We start from the raw sequence: 16,287 nt of genomic DNA on the forward strand, positions 1-16,287 counted from the left end.
ACGGAGTCGTAAATGGGTGACGCACAGGGCTTCCTGAAGCACACGAGTAGGGAACTGCCGAAGCGCCGTCCGGTGCCGCTGCGCCTGCTGGACTGGAAAGAGGTCTACGAGGAGGAGAAGTTCTCCCACGAGACCCTCCAGCGCCAGGCCAGCCGCTGCATGGACTGCGGTATCCCGTTCTGCCACAACGGTTGTCCGCTCGGGAACCTGATTCCCGAATGGAACGACCTGGTCTACAAGGGTTCCTGGAAGGAATCGTTCGACCGGCTGCACGCCACGAACAACTTCCCGGAGTTCACCGGCCGGCTCTGCCCCGCGCCGTGCGAGGCGTCCTGCGTCCTGGGCATCAACCAGGATCCGGTGACGATCAAGCAGGTCGAGGTCGAGATCATCGAGAACGGTTTCGACGAGGGCTGGGTCACCCCGGTGTACCCGACCCGTCTGACCGGCAAGAAGGTCGCCGTGGTCGGTTCCGGCCCCGCCGGTCTGGCCGCCGCGCAGCAGCTGACCCGGGCCGGTCACACCGTGACCGTGTTCGAGCGCGACGACCGCATCGGCGGCCTGATGCGCTACGGCATCCCGGAATTCAAGATGGAGAAGCGCTTCATCGATCGCCGGCTGGCGCAGATGGAGGCCGAGGGCACCGTCTTCAAGACCGGTGTGAACGTGGGCGTGGACATCACCGCCGATCAGCTGCGCGAGCAGTTCGACGCGGTGGTGCTGGCCGGTGGCGCGACCATCGCGCGTGACCTGCCGGTCCCGGGCCGCGACCTGGACGGCATCCACCAGGCCATGGAGTTCCTGCCGCTGGCCAACCGCGTGCAGCTGGGTGACGACATCACCGACGAGGACGGCTTGCCGCGCATCAACGCGCGTGGCAAGAAGGTCATCATCATCGGCGGCGGCGACACCGGCGCGGACTGCCTGGGCACCTCGCACCGTCAGGGCGCGGAGTCGGTCCACCAGTTCGAGATCATGCCGCGTCCGCCGGAGGAGCGCGCCGGGTCCACCCCGTGGCCGACCTATCCGCTCATGTACCGGGTCGCCTCGGCGCACGAGGAGGGCGGCGAGCGCGTCTTCTCGGTCAACACCGAGCGTTTCATCGGCGCGGACGGCAAGGTCACCGGCCTGCAGGCGCACGAGGTGTCGATGGTGAACGGCCGCTTCGAGAAGGTCGAGGGCACCGACTTCACCCTCGAGGCCGATCTGGTGCTGCTGTCCATGGGCTTCGTCGGACCGCAGAAGCACGGTCTGCTCGAGGGTCTGGGCGTCGGCTACGACCAGCGCGGCAACGTGATGCGCGACAGCGAGTGGGCCACCACCGTGCCCGGCGTGTTCGTCGCCGGTGACATGGGCCGCGGCCAGTCGCTGATCGTGTGGGCCATCGCCGAGGGCCGCTCCTGCGCGTCCGCGGTGGACAAGTTCCTCGAGGGCGAGACGGCGCTGCCGACCCCGGTGCGGCCGACCGATGTCGCACAGCGGTAAGCGGTAATCCGCAGTAGTCGGAAAGCGCCCGCGGACTTCGTGTCCGCGGGCGCTTTCTCGTTATCGGGGGCCGCTCGGACTGGGCCGAATTGCTATTCGATCACTTCGCCCGGTCAGCGCTGTGACACGAATCACATTCCAGTTACGGCACGGCATACGAGTGAAATCGGACAACTTACGAAACACGCATGGCGTCGCTCGTAAGGCCCCTTTATTGTTATTCGCGTGTGTTGTTGATCTCGGTCATGCGGTCGGGTTCGCACATCTCATACGGGGGCGTAACTGCGGTTAACCCCATATGCACCGGATGGACATCCGGCGACTTCACCATGATCGGGAATCGGGACGGAATCGGCAGTCCCGGGCAGGCGTGAACTGGAGCAGAATGCGGGTCAAAAGAATCATCGCGGCCGCGGGTGCGGCGGCGAGTGTGCTCATGGCTGGAATCGTGGTGGGCAGCGGTTCCGTTACGGCCGATCCGGGGTGCCCGGTCATGTACACCGTGGCCATCCCCGGTACCTGGGAAACCGGGCATGACAAGGAGCCCGGTCCGGGCATGCTGTCGGCGGTGACCAACGGGCTACCCGGCGACGTGGACTACGTGACCTACGCCGCGACCGCCTTCCCGTGGGAGGGCGACGTCTACGGCGCCTCCAAGAAGGAAGCGACCGACAAGGCCCGCGCGCTGGTGCAGAACATGGCCAACCGCTGCGCCGACACCAAGATCTCGATCACCGGCTACAGCCAGGGCGCCGACGCCGCGGGCGACCTCGCCGCCGAGATCGGCAGCGGGCTCGGCGTGGTGCGGCCCGAGCGGATCGGGGCCGTCGCCCTGATCTCGGACCCGCGCCGTTCGCCGACCGACATCCAGGTCGGGCAGCCGGTGCCCGGCGCCGGCGCCGGTGGCGCCCGCGTGGGCGGCTTCGGCTGGATCGCCGACCGCGTGCGCACCGTCTGCGCCTCCGGCGACCTCTACTGCTCCACCGAGGAGAGCGACTTCATCAGCCGCTTCGCCGGATTCCTGGCCCAGACCTCGAATCCCAACCCCGCCAACATCTGGCGCTACCAGCTCGAGGTCGGCGCGATCATCAACGACCTGATGGCACAGGGCGGCATCCCCACCCTGCAGGCCCAGCTCAGCGAGGGCGCGAACGAGGCCCGCGTCAAGCAGTTCGAGCAGTTCTTCCGCACCGGACGGCACACCAGCTACGGCAGCTACGGCGTGGGCGGCGGCCAGACCGCGCTCACCTGGATGCACGGCTGGCTGGCCAAGGCCGCGTAAGAGCCCGCGCGACAACGCTTCTCCAGGGCGCCCGCGCTCGATCACGAACGAAGGCCGCTTCCCCGGGTGGGGAGGCGGCCTTCGCCGTTGCCGGGGTCCGGGACGTTCAGCCGCGAGCGAGACTGCGCGGCAACAGGTCCCAGACGTGACCGTTCTCGTTCACGGTCGACACCGTGCGGCTGCCGGTGCGCGAGTAGAGGATTCGGGTGATCGAGCAGTAGTCGATCGGGAAGGTGAGCGGGCGGTCGAGCCCGAGCACGTCCTGCAACAGCACGTTGATGACGCCGCCGTGCGCGAAGACGACCACCGTCTCGGTGTGGCCGGCGGCGTCGACGATGCTCGCCACGGCCGCGCGCACCCGGGCGACGAAGGCGTCGCCGTCGATCTGCTCGGGCAGATACCCGGCCTTGATGCGGTCGTACACCTCGCGGAATTCCTGCTGGGCATCCTCGATGGGGATGTAGGCGGGCAGGTCGCGATCGTATTCGGCGAGACCGTCGAGGATGTCGATCGCCAGCCCGGCCTTCTCGGCGGTGGGCCGGGCGGTGGAGCGGGCCCGTTGCTGCGGGCTGCTCACCACGCGGGCGATGCGGTGCTGGGCCAGCGCCGCGGGCACCCGCGCCGCCTGCTCGACCCCGACCTCGGTGAGATCGGGGTCCGCCGGGCCGGACAGCCCCTGGACGCGAAGCGGCTGGGCGTGGCGAACGAGGATCAACTGCACGGGGATCACTCTGCCGCACCCCGCCGGGACGTGGCGTCGCGGGGGCCGGGCCGTCCGGGCCGTAGGGCTGCCCGGGCGACCCGGGTGGTTACTGGCCCTTCTTCTTTTTCTGGGTGAGGAAGTAGACGACGGCGGCGATGGCGACGACGAGGCCGACACAGCAGATGAGGCCGAAGATCAGTCCGCCGCTGGTCTTCTTCTTTTTCTTGGCCGCCAGTTCCAGCGCGGAGTTCCAGGTGTCCGGGCTGGCCCAGACGTGGTGGTCGAGCAGGCTGGCCTGGGTCATCAGGTCGAGGTAGTGCATCGGGAAACCCCATCTCATCGGTCGGTCACCCCCTCCCCGGGGCCAATCAAGGTTAGCTGGCCACTCCGGTTCGAGGAGTCCACTGTGAATATGTCGGGGACGCCGAAACGTTTACAACGATCGTGATCTCGCCTCGAATCGCCTAGCCCGTCCGGGGTTTGACCAGCGGGAACGGCAGCGTCTCGCGAATGCTGCGGCCGGTGAGCAGCATGACGACACGGTCGACGCCGACACCCAGTCCGCCGGTGGGCGGCATCGCGTGTTCCAGGGCCTGCAGGAAGTCCTCGTCGAGTTCCATGGCCTCGGGATCGCCGCCCGCGGCGAGCATGGACTGCTCGGTGAGCCGGCGGCGCTGTTCCACCGGATCGGTCAATTCGCTGTAGGCGGTGCCCAATTCGACGCCCCAGGCGACCAGGTCCCAGCGCTCGGTGACGCCCGCGATGTGCCGGTGCGAGCGCGTGAGGGGCGAGACCGAGGTGGGGAAGTCGATGTAGAAGGTCGGCTCCTGCGTCTGCGATTCCACCAGGTGCTCGTACAGTTCCAGCACCAATTGCCCGACGTCCCAGCCCAATTGCCAGGCGATGCCGTGCTTGTCGCAGAGCACGCGCAGCCGTTCGGCGTCGGTGTCGGGTGCGATGGTCTCGCCGAGTTTCTCCGACACCGCCCCGTGCACGGTCTTGACGGGCCATTCACCGGAGATGTCGACCTCGGTGAGGTCGCCGTCCGGACCGGGCCGCAGCGCCACCATCCGCCCGTTGGCGGCGGTGGCCGCGGCCTGGATGAGCTGGCGGCACACGTGCATCATGCGCTCGTAATCGCTGTGCGCCTCATAGGCTTCCAGCACCGTGAACTCGGGATTGTGGCTGAAGTCCACGCCCTCGTTGCGGAACACCCGGCCCAGTTCGAAGACCTTCTCCATGCCGCCGACGCACAGTCGCTTGAGATACAGCTCGGGGGCGATGCGCAGGTACAGATCCAGGTCGTAGGCGTTGATGTGGGTGGTGAAGGGCGTGGCGTTGGCGCCGCCGTGCACCTGCTGCAGCACCGGGGTCTCCACTTCCAGGAATCCCCAGCCGTGCAACGTGTCCCGCATCGAGCGCACCACCGCGCTGCGCTTGGTCATCACCTCGCGGATGTCGGTGTTGATGGCCATGTCGACGTAGCGCTGGCGCACCCGCGCCTCGGGATCGGCCAGGCCCTTCCACTTGTCGGGCAGCGGATGCAGGCACTTGCCGATCATCCGCCAGTCGGCCGCGAGCAGGGAGAGTTCGCCGTTGCGGCTGCGCCCGATCTGACCGCTCACCTCGATGAGATCGCCGAGGTCGAAGTAGCGGTCGAAGGCCGCGCTGCGCTCGGCGCCGACCCGCCCGCGGTCGATGACGAGCTGGATCTCCCCGGACCAGTCCCGCACCAGGGCGAAGGTGACCCCGCCGTAGTCGCGAATTCGCAGGAGCCGCCCGCACACTCGCACCGTGGTGCCCTGCGGGGACTGGCGCGCGCCGGCGACGGTGTGGGTCGGGGGATAGGCCACCGGGTACGCGTCGATGCCCGCGTCGTTCAGTTTCGCGAGCTTGTCCATGCGCACCCGCACCTGCTCGGGGCGGCGGGGGCCGGTCTCGTCCAGTTCCTCGGGCGGCAGATCGGGGAGGCTGCCGTCGGCGTGCAGTCCGGTCATGGTGGCCGGGACCGAGGAGCGAACGCCGGTGTGCGCGGAGGTGTTCGATTCCCGGCCGATGCGCGGCAGGAAGCCCTCGGCCAGTGCGCTGGCCAGCGCGACCCGGGGTAGTTGGCGGCGTTCCTCGAAGAGCGAGAAGCGCGGCACCCAATCCGGCTGGTATTTCACGTTGGACCGGTAGAGCGCCTCGAGCTGGTACCAGCGCGAGAAGAACATCAGGATGCTGCGCCACAGCCGCAGCACCGGGCCCGCGCCGATCCGGCTGCCCTCTTCGAAGACGGCGCGGAAGACCGCGAAGTTCAACGAGATTCGGGTGATGCCGTACTGCTCGGAGCCGAGCGCCAGTTTGGAGATCATGAGTTCCATGACGCCGTTGGGACTCTGGCGGTCGCGGCGCATGAGATCGAGCGAGACGCCGGTGCGTCCCCACGGCACCAGCGACAGCATGCCGAGGACGCGATCGTTGCGGTCGACCGCCTCGACGAGCAGGCAGTCCCCGTCGAGCGGATCGCCGAGCCGGTCCAGGGCCATGGAGAAGCCGCGTTCGGTCTCGGTGTCGCGCCAGGCTTCGGCGCGGCGCATGACCTCGCGCATCTCCTCGGGCGAGATCTCGCGATGCCGGCGCACCCGCACGTCGATGCCCTGTTTCACGAGCCGGTTGACCGCCTGGCGGACCTGTTTCATCTCCGGCCCGGCGAGCGAGAACGTCCGCGTCTCCAGGATCGCCTCGTCGCCCAGGCGCAGCGCGGACAGTCCGGCGCGGCGGTACGCGGTCGCGCCGATCTCGCTCGCGCCCATGACGGCCGGGGCCCAGCCGTACTGGTCGGCGAGCTGGAGCCAGGCGTCGATGGCGTGCGGCCAGGCTTCCTTGGTGCCGATGGGGTCGCCCGAGGCCAGGCAGACCCCGAGTTCGACCCGGTAGGTGACCGCGGCCTTGCCGCTGGGCGCGAACACCACGGCCTTGTCGCGGCGGGTCGCGAAGTAGCCGAGCGAGTCCTCCACGTCGGAGCGCTCCAGCAGGCCGCGCAGCGCGGATTCGTCGGTGCCGGTGAGCGCGTTCGTGGCGCGCTGGGAGCGGAACAGCACCGCGACGGCGATGAGCAGCGCGACCGCGCCGAAGAGGCCGAGCAGCAGATTGACCAGATGGTTCGGTTTGCCGTCGAAGTCCTCGTTGCTCACCAGGATGGCTCCGGTGACCCGGGAGACCGCCCAGAGCGGCCGCTGCCAGCCCGACTGCAGGGTGCCGGGGAACAGTTCCACCAGACCCCAGCCGACGAGGCAGCCGAGCGTGAGGCCGGCCGCGAGGAATCCGAGCGCGCGCAGCACCGCGCCGCGCTGCACGCGGGTGTAGAACTCGGGCCAGGCGGCGATGAGCACGCCGATCACGCCCAGGTGCACGAACAGTGCGACGAGATCGTTGTAGTCGCGCTCGGCGGCGAAGCCGAGACCGTTGGCGAGCGCGAAAATGGCCATGTAGCCGACCAGTAGCCACCAGGCGATCCGCTTACGGCTGGCCGTCGCGCCCGCGAGGAGGCCGACGAACACGGCCCAGACCAGGGAGGTGTCGGGCGCGTCGAAGTAATAGGTGTCGACGTAGTGCCGCAGCCCCGAGGTCAGATAGCGCAGGGCGGGCGAAACACTCCAGAGTGCGCAGAACCCGGCGAAAACGCCCAGAATCAGCCCGGCGACGTGCGGAACCTCGCCCAGGCGGCCGTGCCCGCGATGCGGTACCTCCGGCGACCGGCCGGTGGTTCTGTGGTCGGTGTCGTGGTGCTGCCGGTCCTGCGTCGAAGTCACCGCACCAGTGTGTCTCGTGTTTTCGCCCATGTGCACTCAGCACCCGCTTCGTGTCGGGGTGAGACAGCTTACCGGCAGGTTGCCGGGTCCGTATTTGGTCTTGCCGCGGCGCACGGGTGAGGATGTATCCCATGCCGGATCCAGTCGACGTGCCGATCGAGGACGATGTCATCCGTCTCGGCCAATTCCTGAAGCTGGCGAACCTCATCGACTCCGGCGCGGAGGCCAAGACGGTCATCGCCGAGGGCCTGGTTCGCGTCAACGACGAGGTCGAACTCCGCCGCGGCCGCCAGCTCCGCGACGGCGACGTGGTTCAGCTCGCCGGCCATCAGGCCCGCGTCACTGCCCACTGAATCCCGGGCGTGTCCGCCCGGACCGCCGGTGGGCCGGAGCCCGGCCCCCGAAACCCGCCGTCCCGCCGGTGTTCCGGGGGCTCGGCGCCCCGAAGCTCTCAGTCCTCGGCGCGGACGACGACCCCGTCGGAGTCGCTGTAGAGCATGTCGCCGGGGGTGAAGGTGATGCCGCCGAACTCGACCTCGACATCCTTCTCGCCGGAGCCGGTCTGGGTGCTCTTGCGCGGGTTGGTGCCCAGCGCCTTGACCCCGATGTCGAGGGTGCGCAGGATCGCCGAGTCCCGGACCGCGCCGTTCACGACGACGCCGGACCAGCCGTTGTCCACGCCCCGCCCGGCGATGATGTCGCCGACCAGTGCGGTGTGCACGCTCGCGCCGCCGTCCACGACCAGGACGCGGCCCGCGCCGGGCTCGCCGAGGGTCTGCTTGACCAGGAGGTTGTCCTGGAAGCAGCGGATGGTCACGATCCGGCCCGCGAAGCTCTCGCGGCCACCGAACTGGATGAACTGGGTATCGCAGCTGCGGATCTCGGGGCCGATCTCATCGGCCAGGTCGGCAGTGGCGACTGCTTTCGCTGATTCGGTCACGGTGCCTATCTTGTCAGGGCGAAAATACGCAATTCGCGCGCGGTGCGGTTGCGGTATGCGGTATACGCCTCGGTCGTCTCCACGAATCGCGCGAAGATCTCCTGCTTGCGGGCTTCGTCCACGACGGGGGTCGCGGTCACCGCGATCCGCTGACCGGCGAGGGTGATCTCGGCGTCCGGGCGCGCCAGCAGATTCCCGGTCCAGGCCGGATGCCGTTCCTGCCCGAAATTGCTGCCGATCACGTAGATCACGTCGCCGTCGTGCACGTACAGCAGCGGCGTGGTGCGCGGCTCGCCCGAGGTGCGGCCCACGCAGGTGAGCAGCATGACGGGCGCGCCGATCGGCCCGAGCACGGTGTAGCGGCCCGCGGTGCGCTCCAGCACCTTTCGATCCAGCGGCGTCAGGGCACGGATCACCCGGGAGCCGAGGCGGGTCGCGGCGAATCGGCTGGCGGCACGGGACAGCGGGTGGGTGCGCGAACCCCAGATGCGGTCCGGAAACTGCTCACTCATGGTCGGGACTGTAGTGCGCGTCGTGCGGTGCGGTATCCCGGAGCGGCGGATATTCGACTTTCCGCGAACCTGTGGCGAGCGCATACTTGACACAGTGGGCCCACCGGAGGGAGGACCGGTAGCCATGGTGCGTATGGAGGGCGAACGGCTCGACGCGGCAATCGAATCCGATGCCGTGGGCGCGGCCCGTTCCCTGCTCGCGGCGGTGGCCGCGCGTTTCGCCGCGGCCTGGGAGGCGCGTGGCACGCCGCCGGAGCTGGGGGAGTACCTGCCCGAGGCGCCCGAGTTCCGGCGCCTGTGCCTGATCGAGCTGATCAAGGTGGACCTCGAGTACCGCTGGATCCGCTACGACTTCCCCAAGCGGCTGGCCGACTACCGCGCCGAGTACGACGAACTGCGGTACGGCCCGCTGCCGCCGGATCTGGCGTACGAGGAGTTCCACGCGCTGCGCCGCTCGGGCCGTCCGGTCGACCACAGCGGGTTCCCGACCGAGGCCGCGGGCACCGAGATCGCCTGGGGCGAGCGCGACTACCGCAGTACCTGGATCGCCCGCCCGCTCGCGCAGCAGGCCCTGGACGGTATCGAGGTCGGCGATCGGGTCGACGATTTCGATCTGCTGGTCGAGCTGGGCGCGGGCGCCTTCGCGCGGGTGTTCCTGGCCCGGCAGCGTTCCATGCAGCGCCTGGTCGCGGTGAAGGTGTCGCAGAATCACGGCACCGAGTCCGAGACGCTGGCCCAGCTCGATCACGAGAACATCGTGCGCGTCTTCGACCAGCGGCTCATGGTCGAACGCGAACTGAAGCTGATGTACATGCAGTATCTGCCCGGCGGCACGCTGTCGAAGGTGCTGAGCCTGGTGCGCGAGCGCCCGGTCGCCGAGCGTGACGGCCGCCTGCTGCTGGACGCGGTCGATACGGCCATGCGGGACAAGGGCGGGCTGTCCCCGAGCGAGTCGCTCACCCGGTCCGCGATCGCCGCGATGTCCTGGCCCGAGACGGTGGCCTGGCTGGGCAGCCGCCTGGCCCGCGCGCTGGACTACGCGGCGGACAACGGCGTGCTGCACCGCGACATCAAGCCCGCGAACGTCCTGCTCACCGCCGACGGCGTGCCCAAGCTCGCGGATTTCAACATCAGTTTCAGCCTGCACGTCGCCGGCGCCAGTCCGCTGGCGTACTTCGGCGGCTCGCTGGCGTACATGTCGCCCGAGCAGCTGGCCGCCTGCCACCCGCAGCTGCCGGACAGCGCCGAGGAGCTGGACGGCCGCAGCGACATCTTCGCGCTCGGGGTGGTGCTGTGGGAGTTGCTCACCGGGGAACGGCCTTTCGACGACGAGACGCGCGCCGGCGATTCGGAGTCCTCGCTCGAACGCATGCTGAGCCTGCGCCTGCGGGAGCTCGACCCGGGCCGCCTGGCCGAGCTGCCCCCGGACTGCCCGCCGACCCTGCGCCGCGTCCTGCTGAAATGTCTCGCCCCCCAGCGCGCGGATCGCTGGCGCACCGGCGCGGCCCTGGCCCAGCAGCTGGATCTGTGCCTGGATCACCGCGCCCGCGATCTGGTGGATCCGCCGCGAAACAGCCTGCGCGCCAAGGTCGGTCCGTGGTCGCTGCTCCTGCTGGTCACCGCGGCCAGTTTCCTCGGCTGCTTCCTCGGCATGCTGTACGCGAATCTGCACAACGGCCCGCTCTGGAACCTCTGGTTCACCGCGGATGAGCGGTCGACGATGCAGGCGGTCGGCGCGGGCCTGGCGCTGTGCACCACCCCGGCGGCGGTCGTGGTCACGAATTACCTGTGCCGCCGGGCCTTTCTCGTCTGGCGCGGGCTGCGCCGGGGCCGGGTCTACGATCCGGACGAGCTGGCCGCCGCGCGCCGCGACACCCTGGTCAACGGCGACCGGGTCGCGGTGATCGCGTTCCTGTGGTGGGTGATCTCGGCGATCGTGGCCGCGGTCGCGCTGGTCGCGTTCACCGGCCTGCCCGCCGGCCCGCTGGTGAATCTCACCGCGACCCTGCTGGTTTCGGGAGTGATCGCGGTGGCGTACCCGTTCTTCCTGGTGACGTTCTTCGTGGTCCGCTGCTTCTATCCGCGCCTGCTGACCCACGGGGAGACGGCCGCGGATCAGGACGCGCTGCGGTCGCTGGGCAGGCGCTGCACCCGCTATCTCGCGGTGGCGGGCGCGATTCCGCTGATCGGCGTGGTCACGAGCCTGCTGTTCCTGACCCCGCACGAGGTGTCGCTGGTGATCGGCCCCATCAAGTGGCTGTGCCTGGCGGGCGTGCTCGGGTTCCTCGGCGACTACTGGCTCTTCCGCCAATTGGAGGCGGATCTGCGGGCTTTCGAACGCGCGGTCAGTTCAGGAACATCAGCACGATCAGAATGATCCAGAACGCGCCGACGGCGATGCCGGCGACGGCGAATCCCTTGTCCTCGCGCTGGGTGTCCACGCTCAGCGCCGCCGCGCCGAGCGCGATCGCCGGAATGGCGGTGATGCCGCACAGGAATCCGAACACCCCGAGCAGGAACGCGGTGAGTCCCATACCGTTCCAGCGCGCCGCCCGCGACATCGACGGATACGACTGGAACGACACGGGATTGACGTACACGGGTGCCGGGACCGGTCGCGGCACGGGCAGGTGCTGCAGCACCGTGTGCAGGTCGCCGAAGGTCCTGGCGTTGAGCGCCAGCCCTATTCGGTCGGAGAGTTCCTGGGCGTTGATGCGACCGTCCTGAAAACACTTCTTCAGCGTCTCGATCGCGCGTTCCCGATCAGCGTCGCCCGCCAGGATGCGCGGGTCCGTCCAATGAGGTTGCATATGGTTCTCCAACGAACCCGAAGCGGTGAAACTCTCTCCCCCCGAGCGTATTCCTCGCTGCGCTCACCGGGTACGGATCGAGACCGGAAGCACAGGAAGTCGTCAGCCGCGCCCGTGCCGCTGTTCGTACGCGCGCCGGTCGGCGGATTCGCGGCGGCGGCGATCGGAGTCCGCGAGCGCCGGATCGAGTCCGTGCCGGATGAGCCGGTTGCGCCGGTAGACGTACAGCAGGGCGACGGTGAAATAGATGAGCGGCAGGTACAGCAGCGCCATCATGGCCGGGCCCATCCAGGGCGGTCCGGGGACCAGCAGGAACAGGCACAGGAAGGGGATGACGGGTACCAGGACACGGAACAGGTAGCGGCGGGTGGCGCCGGGTCCGGTCAGATCGCGCAGCACCCACGGCGCCATGGCGGGCGGGAGGGTGCGGCCGCAGATGTAGCCGAGGCGCTGGCTCGGCGTCGGGGTGCGGCGTTCGGACATGTGCCCAGCATCCCCGGGCGGGCGCGGTGCGGACAAGTCGGGCGGTCCGGGGCGGGGCCGGCGGCTCTGACGACCCCGGGTGGTCAGGCGGAGGTGCGAGCGGCGTGGAATTCGGCGACCTGGGTCACCAGATTCTTGGTGGAGCTCTTCACCGCGAGCTTCACGAACGGCTCGATGGTCTTGCCGAGCAATTTGCCCGCGATGCCGCCGGGCACCCGGTAATCGACGATGGCGTCGATGGTGCAGGACTGATCGCCGTTGGCCTGGAACAGGAAGGTGGATTCGATCTCGAAACCCTTGATGGATTTCACGCCGATGGCGAATCCGGGTTCGTGGCGCACGATTTCGATGGTCGAATGCAGGGTGACCGGGCCCAGCGCGATGGTGCCGTCGAAGGTGGCCCCGACGCCCTCGACCTGGTCGGTCAGCGGGGTGAAGGCGCTGATCTCATTGATGAATCGGGGCAGATTCCGGTAGTCGTTGACATAGGAATAGGCGGACTCGGCCGAGGCGGCGCACTCCGCGACGATCTTCACTTCGGTCATGCAATCGACAGTAACGTGTTCTAATTCTGTCCGCAGATGATGAGGTGAGGGACACATTCACCCGAAATGGGCGGTGCTCACGCGGTCACCGCCAGCGTGGCCGCCACACCGAACACTACCGCCATCAGCAACACCTCGGAAATCGCACGGCGCAGCGAGGATTCCGCGTCCATCCGATGATCGGCCGCCACCGGCACCCAGGTCCGCCGCCACCACCAGCCCAGCGCCAGCAACACGATCAGCAACACGGTCTTGGCCAGCAGGATGCGCCCGTACCCCGTGGTCGCCAGCTCCGCCACGCCGCCGAGCCGCACCAGGCCGTTCACCAGCCCGGTCAGCGCCACCGTCACCGCCAGCGGCAGCGCCCAGCGCGAATACAGCGGCAGCAGCTTCGCCCATTCCCCGCGCGTGCGCACGGTCAGCGCCAGCGCCAGCAACACCCCGAGCCAGGCCGAGGCCGCGAGCGCGTGCACCGCGCCGAGCACCGAGCCGAACGCCTGCTGCGACATGTGCCCGGTGATCGGCCGCAGCGCCAGCGTCACCGCGGTGAACACCAGCACCAGATCCGCGGTCGCGCGATCCGGGCTGCGAAAACCGAAGGCGCTGTAGGCCGCGACGGCACCGCAGCCCAGCAGGATGGCGATGCCGATCTGCCCGCCGCTCACCGTGGTCAGGTACTCGCCGAAGCGGCCCGCGCCCAGCGCGGTGACGGGCACACCCATCACCTCGGCGGACTCCATCGCCAGCATCGCGAACTCCATGGCCGCCCACACCGCGGCCGCGACCGCGAGCAGCCGCCACGGCGGCGACAGGCGATCGGAAAGCCGTGGCAGCGCGGCCGCTCCGAGCACGGTCGCCCCCGCGCAGTCCGCGAGCGCCCGCATCGGGGCCTCGGGCTGGACGGGATCGTTCGCGGCCAGCAGCCAGGCCGCACCCGCCCCGGCGAGTCCGAGCGGGACGATCAGCAGCAGCGCCCAGCGGGCGCGGCTGCCGCCGGGGGTTCTGTTCATCGCGGGCCCTCGGCGGTGCTCGATACGGGGTCGAACCGGTTCACGAACGCCGCTTGCTCCGGCCACCCAGCAGGGCGAAGGCCAGGCCGCCGCCGAACAGCACCACCGCGCCGACGATGAACACCCACAGCGGCACGCCGCCGTCGTCCCCGTTCGAGGAGCCCGCCGCACCGGCCTTCGCGCCCGGCGTGCCGTTGCCCGCCTTGGTCAGGGTGAAGGTGCGCTTGTCCTTCACCGCGTGCCCGTCGGCGGAGGTGACGCGGTAGGCGATGGTGTACACGCCCGCCGGTCCCAGTTCGCCGACCTCGATGCTCACCGTGGAGCCCTCGACCGTGGGCTCGCCCTTGGACCAGAGGTTGCCGTCCGGGCCGGTCACCGTCATGGACGGGTAGCTGGGCTGCAGTTCCTCGTTGAAGGTGACGCTGACCCGGGCGGGCGAGGTGTCGATCTGCGCGCCGTTCTCCGGGGTCGAGCCGATGGCGGCCGAATGGGCGCTCGCGGTGCCCGCGCCCAGCAGCGCGAATCCGGTCAGCAGCAGGCCGGTCAGGACGCCGGCGATGATCTTGCGGCTCATGCCTTGCGCCCCCGGATCACGCTGCCCAGACCCAGGGCGGCGCCGAGCGCGCCCAGGGCCAGGCCGATGCCGCCGAGCCGGCGGGCGGTGTCGTCGGTGGCTTTCGGCGCGGCGGGGCTGTCGGCGGCGTCGTGGCCGTCGCCCGAGTTCGCGGCCAGCTGCACGGCGGGCGCGGGATGCTCGGGCTCGCTGCCGTCCGAGTTCTCCTGCTGATCCCACTTCACGACCTTGCCGTCGCTGTAGGTCTGGGTGGCGGCGAAGCTCAGCGTCTCAGTCTTGGGCAGCGGGCCCAGCGAGATGACGAAGCGCTGGAACTGGCCGGGGCCGACGCCGGTGTTGCCGGGTTCGACGGCCCAGGTGACCGAGACCGCCTCGCCCTTGTCGTTGCGGTCGATCTTCTCCGACCAGCCGGCCAGCGGCTCGGTGCGGACGCTCTTCAAATTCGGTACGGCCACGGTGAGTTTCGTGGTGGACGCGGTATCGGATTCGGTGGGCACCTTGAAGGTGGCGACCGTGTATCCGCCCTGTGCGGCGCCGGGCGCGTCGACGGTGACGTGGGCGGACGCCGGGCCCGCGGCGAGCAGGGTCAGGCCCGCGGCGGCGACCGTCACGGTGCCGAGCGCACGCGAAAGCGAGGTGTGCATGGGTGATAAGCCTTCTCTGACAAAGGGATTACGGGGTGTGGGAGAGATTCACGCCGTAATCGGTGGCGCGCGCGGCGCACCCGCGCCGAACCCGCGCGCCGGCCGGATCGCCGCGGCCGTGCGCGCCCAGCGCCCCTCCGTCGCCACCGGCGCCGGGCGCGGCCGGGACAGGACGGCGCGTACCGCCCGGGCGACGAACCCGTACAGCCGCTCCGCGAGCAGCAGCAGTGCCGCGAACACCACGGTCGCGAGCGCGTGCGCACCCGCCATCGCGCCGTCGCCCACCAATTCCCTTGCGGGCGAACCGTGCCCGTCGTGCACGAGCCCGCTCAACGCCACGTGCCCCACCGGCTGGCCGAGCGCCATGAGCGCCACCAGCGCACCGGGGGAGCGCAGCGTCGCCGCCAGCGCCCCGATCGCCGCGGCGGCCGCGATCAGCAGGGTGAGCCCGGCCGAACCGGGTACGCCGCCGCCCGCGATACCGTGCGCGGCGACCGCCAGCACGGCCACGGTTCCGCCCGCGACGACACCGCGGGCGGGGTTCACCTGGTGGGCGCCCGCTACCTCGGTGCTTCGTATGGCCGCCGCGTAGGCGACCGCCGGTGCGCCGGTGCGAGGGGACCGGCTGTCCACCCGCTGTTTTCGATCCCCGGGTGCGCCTACCCCGGCACAGCCGTCACCGCCGGGGCGAAGACCCCGGCGGTGGTGGCGTCGGCGGCGCGCGGGCACCGGCTCAGTTCACGCCGAGCCGGGCGAGCACGTCGGTCTCGATGCCCGAGAGCTCGTTGGAGATGGAGGCGTGCACCGCGCGGCGGCGCTGCACCGGCATCTGGTCCGAGGTGCGGATCGCGGCGGACAGGCTCTCCAGCCGGTCGCGCACGTCGGCCACGAACTTCTTGCTGTCCTGCGGGTTCTTCCGCTCGATCTCGGCCACGGTCGACTCCACGTTGGCCACGCGCGCCTGCAGTCGGGCGCCCGGCCCGGAGAACTCACCGAGCTGGTTCACCCCGATCCCGAGCTGCGCGGCCCGGCGGGTGTCGAGCTGCCCGCGCACGAGCGTCGCGGCCCGGTAGGCGAGCGGCGCCAGCACCGGCACCAGGATGCGCGCCACACCCAGGTATTTGCGCACCTGCGTGGCGCTGAACAGCTCGCGGTCGGCCCGGGCGGCCACCTTGAGCGCGGCCTTCTCCTCGGCCTGCAGCTTGGCGATCTCGGCCTTGGCGACCTTGGCCTGCGTCCGCGCCTCGTTCCGGTTGCGCTTGCGCTCGTTGCGCGCACCGAGCTTGGCCTCCATCCCGGCCTTGTGCTTCAGCGCCTTGGCTTCGGCCCGCCGGCTGACCTTCTTCTTCCGCTTGGTGAACAACCCCATAGATGGCCTCCGTCATGCTGGTTCGCCATGGCAGCACAGGGCCGGGGGAAATGCCTGTCCGCCCATGAAACACAGTTTCCGCCCACCCTAGTGCGTCCCGCCGACCCCCCGCGAGCGCCTGCCACCTCGTGGCGGA

At 69.7% G+C, this 16,287-nt stretch carries 17 protein-coding genes; 4 read left to right on the forward strand and 13 right to left on the reverse strand.

The features are described from left to right. Nucleotides 1-12 precede the first annotated feature (12 nt). The gene (locus tag ACWDOP_RS26365) at nt 13-1,485 is read left to right on the forward strand and encodes a glutamate synthase subunit beta (RefSeq protein WP_454200774.1); all 1,473 of its coding nucleotides are present in this window, start codon (nt 13-15) and stop codon (nt 1,483-1,485) included. 385 nt (nt 1,486-1,870) lie between these two features. Further along, entirely contained in the window at nt 1,871-2,767 is an 897-nt protein-coding gene (locus tag ACWDOP_RS26370; RefSeq protein WP_456347181.1) for a cutinase family protein, read from the forward strand. Nucleotides 2,768-2,873: 106 nt separating this feature from the next. On the opposite strand, the gene ACWDOP_RS26375 is transcribed toward ACWDOP_RS26370, so the two are convergent. From ACWDOP_RS26375 to lysX, 3 genes are all read right to left on the reverse strand, one after another. Next, nucleotides 2,874-3,488 carry a histidine phosphatase family protein gene (locus tag ACWDOP_RS26375; RefSeq protein WP_454200772.1) on the reverse strand — a complete coding sequence of 205 codons (615 nt, stop codon included), beginning with the start codon at nt 3,486-3,488 and terminating at the stop codon, nt 2,874-2,876. A gap of 88 nt (nt 3,489-3,576) precedes the next feature. Next, the gene (locus ACWDOP_RS26380; RefSeq protein WP_454200771.1) at nt 3,577-3,810 is read right to left on the reverse strand and encodes a hypothetical protein; all 234 of its coding nucleotides are present in this window, start codon (nt 3,808-3,810) and stop codon (nt 3,577-3,579) included. Between the two features lie 124 nt (nt 3,811-3,934). Next, nucleotides 3,935-7,294, reverse strand: a complete 3,360-nt coding sequence (lysX, locus tag ACWDOP_RS26385; RefSeq protein ID WP_454200770.1) for a bifunctional lysylphosphatidylglycerol synthetase/lysine--tRNA ligase LysX — start codon at nt 7,292-7,294, stop codon at nt 3,935-3,937. A gap of 101 nt (nt 7,295-7,395) precedes the next feature. Between lysX and ACWDOP_RS26390 the strand changes: the two genes are divergently transcribed. Then, nucleotides 7,396-7,617 (forward strand): RNA-binding S4 domain-containing protein, encoded by a 222-nt coding sequence (locus ACWDOP_RS26390; RefSeq protein ID WP_454200769.1) that lies wholly within the window; start codon nt 7,396-7,398, stop codon nt 7,615-7,617. 98 nt (nt 7,618-7,715) lie between these two features. Here ACWDOP_RS26390 and rraA read toward each other — a convergent pair whose 3' ends face one another. Continuing rightward, nucleotides 7,716-8,204, reverse strand: a complete 489-nt coding sequence (rraA, locus tag ACWDOP_RS26395; RefSeq protein WP_456347182.1) for a ribonuclease E activity regulator RraA — start codon at nt 8,202-8,204, stop codon at nt 7,716-7,718. A gap of 5 nt (nt 8,205-8,209) precedes the next feature. After that, complete coding sequence (locus ACWDOP_RS26400) at nt 8,210-8,716, reverse strand: nitroreductase/quinone reductase family protein (RefSeq protein ID WP_454200767.1); 507 nt, start codon at nt 8,714-8,716, stop codon at nt 8,210-8,212. Nucleotides 8,717-8,849: 133 nt separating this feature from the next. Between ACWDOP_RS26400 and ACWDOP_RS26405 the strand changes: the two genes are divergently transcribed. Continuing rightward, on the forward strand, nt 8,850-11,093 hold the full coding sequence (locus ACWDOP_RS26405) for a serine/threonine-protein kinase (RefSeq protein WP_456347207.1): 2,244 nt from the start codon (nt 8,850-8,852) through the stop codon (nt 11,091-11,093). Here the strand turns inward: ACWDOP_RS26405 and ACWDOP_RS26410 are convergent. The 8 genes from ACWDOP_RS26410 to ACWDOP_RS26445 all read right to left on the reverse strand — a co-directional run bounded on the left by ACWDOP_RS26410 (nt 11,062) and on the right by ACWDOP_RS26445 (nt 16,151). After that, nucleotides 11,062-11,526, reverse strand: a complete 465-nt coding sequence (locus tag ACWDOP_RS26410) for a DUF1707 and DUF4190 domain-containing protein (RefSeq protein ID WP_456347183.1) — start codon at nt 11,524-11,526, stop codon at nt 11,062-11,064. The two genes, ACWDOP_RS26405 and ACWDOP_RS26410, sit on opposite strands and share 32 nt — an antisense overlap. 102 nt (nt 11,527-11,628) lie before the next feature. Beyond that, nucleotides 11,629-12,009, reverse strand: coding sequence for a DUF5313 family protein (locus ACWDOP_RS26415; protein WP_456347184.1), 381 nt, complete (start codon nt 12,007-12,009; stop codon nt 11,629-11,631). A gap of 83 nt (nt 12,010-12,092) precedes the next feature. Continuing rightward, entirely contained in the window at nt 12,093-12,554 is a 462-nt protein-coding gene (locus ACWDOP_RS26420) for an SRPBCC family protein (protein WP_454200764.1), read from the reverse strand. 77 nt (nt 12,555-12,631) lie between these two features. Further along, the gene (locus ACWDOP_RS26425; protein WP_456347185.1) at nt 12,632-13,564 is read right to left on the reverse strand and encodes a copper resistance D family protein; all 933 of its coding nucleotides are present in this window, start codon (nt 13,562-13,564) and stop codon (nt 12,632-12,634) included. 40 nt (nt 13,565-13,604) lie between these two features. Beyond that, complete coding sequence (locus ACWDOP_RS26430; RefSeq protein ID WP_456347186.1) at nt 13,605-14,138, reverse strand: copper resistance CopC family protein; 534 nt, start codon at nt 14,136-14,138, stop codon at nt 13,605-13,607. Continuing rightward, complete coding sequence (locus ACWDOP_RS26435) at nt 14,135-14,782, reverse strand: YcnI family copper-binding membrane protein (RefSeq protein ID WP_456347187.1); 648 nt, start codon at nt 14,780-14,782, stop codon at nt 14,135-14,137. The genes ACWDOP_RS26430 and ACWDOP_RS26435 overlap by 4 nt, the downstream gene beginning before the upstream one ends. 48 nt (nt 14,783-14,830) lie before the next feature. Further along, nucleotides 14,831-15,415, reverse strand: a complete 585-nt coding sequence (locus ACWDOP_RS26440; protein WP_456347188.1) for a hypothetical protein — start codon at nt 15,413-15,415, stop codon at nt 14,831-14,833. A 100-nt stretch (nt 15,416-15,515) separates the two neighbouring features. Beyond that, nucleotides 15,516-16,151, reverse strand: a complete 636-nt coding sequence (locus ACWDOP_RS26445) for a DUF6474 family protein (RefSeq protein WP_456347189.1) — start codon at nt 16,149-16,151, stop codon at nt 15,516-15,518. Between the last annotated feature and the right edge of the window lie 136 nt (nt 16,152-16,287).

The sequence above is a fragment of the Nocardia sp. NPDC003693 genome, assembly GCF_053981095.1.

Coding starts and splice junctions, on each gene's coding strand:
- ACWDOP_RS26365 (WP_454200774.1), top strand. CDS start 13: ATGGGTGACGCACAGGGCTTCCTGAAGCACACGAGTAGGGAACTGCCG.
- ACWDOP_RS26370 (WP_456347181.1), top strand. CDS start 1,871: ATGCGGGTCAAAAGAATCATCGCGGCCGCGGGTGCGGCGGCGAGTGTG.
- ACWDOP_RS26380 (WP_454200771.1), bottom strand. CDS start 3,810: ATGAGATGGGGTTTCCCGATGCACTACCTCGACCTGATGACCCAGGCC.
- lysX (WP_454200770.1), bottom strand. CDS start 7,294: ATGGGCGAAAACACGAGACACACTGGTGCGGTGACTTCGACGCAGGAC.
- ACWDOP_RS26390 (WP_454200769.1), top strand. CDS start 7,396: ATGCCGGATCCAGTCGACGTGCCGATCGAGGACGATGTCATCCGTCTC.
- ACWDOP_RS26400 (WP_454200767.1), bottom strand. CDS start 8,716: ATGAGTGAGCAGTTTCCGGACCGCATCTGGGGTTCGCGCACCCACCCG.
- ACWDOP_RS26405 (WP_456347207.1), top strand. CDS start 8,850: ATGGAGGGCGAACGGCTCGACGCGGCAATCGAATCCGATGCCGTGGGC.
- ACWDOP_RS26410 (WP_456347183.1), bottom strand. CDS start 11,526: ATGCAACCTCATTGGACGGACCCGCGCATCCTGGCGGGCGACGCTGAT.
- ACWDOP_RS26415 (WP_456347184.1), bottom strand. CDS start 12,009: ATGTCCGAACGCCGCACCCCGACGCCGAGCCAGCGCCTCGGCTACATC.
- ACWDOP_RS26420 (WP_454200764.1), bottom strand. CDS start 12,554: ATGACCGAAGTGAAGATCGTCGCGGAGTGCGCCGCCTCGGCCGAGTCC.
- ACWDOP_RS26425 (WP_456347185.1), bottom strand. CDS start 13,564: ATGAACAGAACCCCCGGCGGCAGCCGCGCCCGCTGGGCGCTGCTGCTG.
- ACWDOP_RS26430 (WP_456347186.1), bottom strand. CDS start 14,138: ATGAGCCGCAAGATCATCGCCGGCGTCCTGACCGGCCTGCTGCTGACC.
- ACWDOP_RS26435 (WP_456347187.1), bottom strand. CDS start 14,782: ATGCACACCTCGCTTTCGCGTGCGCTCGGCACCGTGACGGTCGCCGCC.
- ACWDOP_RS26445 (WP_456347189.1), bottom strand. CDS start 16,151: ATGGGGTTGTTCACCAAGCGGAAGAAGAAGGTCAGCCGGCGGGCCGAA.